This window comes from Hydrogenophaga sp. L310, assembly GCF_055703065.1.
Map to the genome: position 1 here is coordinate 1 of NZ_JBVPZA010000029.1, position 2,500 is coordinate 2,500.

Sequence of the window (2,500 nt, forward strand, 5' to 3'; positions counted from 1 at the left end):
TTAGCTGCGATCAGCTGAGCCTCGTATTATGACACAGTTTTTAGCGCTTCGTCAAAATATTTTTATATTTTGACCACCACTCAAATCATCTTCGCCGGCTGCCTTGCGACCACCGTCATCAGCGAAGCTTTCTAGTATACACCAAATTTTCCTGTTCAGAAAACTCTTACCTACACTCTTATATAAGCCAAAACCCCCAAGTACGCGAGGTACGAGGGGGTTGTGGGGTAGTAAGAGCCTGACGATGACCTACTTTCACACGGGAATCCGCACTATCATCGGCGCAAAGTCGTTTCACTGTCCTGTTCGGGATGGGAAGGAGTGGTACCAACTTGCTATGGTCGTCAGGCATAACGGGTTGTCCTTGCTGTGCTGATGCACAACAGGGACGAATTCATAGAGTTTCGAATCAGCTTATTTTGATTGCTGCCAACGATGTAGGCCAATGAGGGTTGTCCTACGGGGCATAACAATAACATTTGCACTTGGACGATTATCGTCAAAGTTATAGGGTCAAGCCTCACGAGCAATTAGTATCAGTTAGCTTAACGCATTACTGCGCTTCCACACCTGACCTATCAACGTCCTGGTCTTGAACGACTCTTTAGGGGGCTCAAGGCCCCGGCAGATCTCATCTTGGAACGAGTTTCCCGCTTAGATGCTTTCAGCGGTTATCTCTTCCGCACTTAGCTACCCGGCAATGCCACTGGCGTGACAACCGGTACACCAGAGGTGCGTCCACTCCGGTCCTCTCGTACTAGGAGCAGGCTTCCTCAAATCTGCAGCGCCCACGGAAGATAGGGACCAAACTGTCTCACGACGTTTTAAACCCAGCTCACGTACCTCTTTAAATGGCGAACAGCCATACCCTTGGGACCGGCTACAGCCCCAGGATGAGATGAGCCGACATCGAGGTGCCAAACACCGCCGTCGATATGAACTCTTGGGCGGTATCAGCCTGTTATCCCCAGAGTACCTTTTATCCGTTGAGCGATGGCCCTTCCATACAGAACCACCGGATCACTATGTCCTGCTTTCGCATCTGCTCGACTTGTCAGTCTCGCAGTTAAGCACGCTTATGCCATTGCACTATTAGCACGATGTCCGACCGTACCTAGCGTACCTTCGAACTCCTCCGTTACACTTTGGGAGGAGACCGCCCCAGTCAAACTGCCTACCATGCACTGTCCCCGATCCCGATAAGGGACCTAGGTTAGAACCTCAAACACACCAGGGTGGTATTTCAACGTTGGCTCCACAAGATCTAGCGACCCTGCTTCAAAGCCTCCCACCTATCCTACACAGATCTGTTCAAAATTCAATACAAAGCTACAGTAAAGGTTCATGGGGTCTTTCCGTCTTTCCGCGGGGAGATTGCATCATCACAAACATTTCAACTTCGCTGAGTCTCTGGAGGAGACAGTGTGGCCATCGTTACGCCATTCGTGCAGGTCGGAACTTACCCGACAAGGAATTTCGCTACCTTAGGACCGTTATAGTTACGGCCGCCGTTTACTGGGACTTCGATCAAGAGCTTGCACCCCATCAATTAATCTTCCAGCACCGGGCAGGCGTCACACCCTATACGTCCACTTTCGTGTTTGCAGAGTGCTGTGTTTTTAATAAACAGTCGCAGCCACCAATTTTTTGCAACCCGTTCGTGCTCAGATGTTCTCATCACACTACAAGGGCACACCTTCTTCCGAAGTTACGGTGTCAATTTGCCGAGTTCCTTCTCCAGAGTTCTCTCAAGCGCCTTAGAATACTCATCTCGCGCACCAGTGTCGGTTTGCGGTACGGTCAATTACAAGCTGAAGCTTAGTGGCTTTTCCTGGGACCTCGTTCAGTTACTTCGCGAGCAAGCTCGCTCGATCAACAGCCTCGGTATATGACACGCGGATTTGCCTACGTGTCGCCTACATCTGTCTAAACCGGCACATCCAACCGCCGGATAACCTATTAAGATCCGTCCCCACATCGCACTTGTAATCGGTACAGGAATATTGACCTGTTTCCCATCAGTTACGCATCTCTGCCTCACCTTAGGGGCCGACTCACCCTACGCCGATGAACGTTGCGTAGGAAACCTTGCGCTTACGGCGAGGGGGCTTTTCACCCCCTTTAACGCTACTCATGTCAGCATTCGCACTTCTGATACCTCCAGCATCCTTTACAAGACACCTTCACAGGCTTACAGAACGCTCTCCTACCACTTGCAATAAATTGCAAATCCGCAGCTTCGGTAACTGGCTTAGCCCCGTTACATCTTCCGCGCAGGACGACTCGATCAGTGAGCTATTACGCTTTCTTTAAATGATGGCTGCTTCTAAGCCAACATCCTGACTGTTTTAGCCTTCCCACTTCGTTTCCCACTTAGCCAATTTTAGGGACCTTAGCTGGCGGTCTGGGTTGTTTCCCTCTTGAGTCCGGACGTTAGCACCCGGTGCTCTGTCTCCCAAGCTGTACTCGTCGGTATTCGGAGTTTGCCTTGGTTTGGTAA

The 2,500-nt window shown here is 50.5% G+C and carries 2 rRNA genes (1 of these 2 cut by a window edge); both read right to left on the reverse strand.

Annotated elements, in window-relative coordinates:
- Positions 1 to 236 precede the first annotated feature (236 nt).
- Positions 237 to 349, reverse strand: a 5S ribosomal RNA gene (gene rrf / locus AC0GNO_RS23220).
- Positions 350 to 509: 160 nt separating this feature from the next.
- A 23S ribosomal RNA gene (locus tag AC0GNO_RS23225) occupies positions 510 to 2,500 on the reverse strand; it runs 888 nt beyond the window's last position.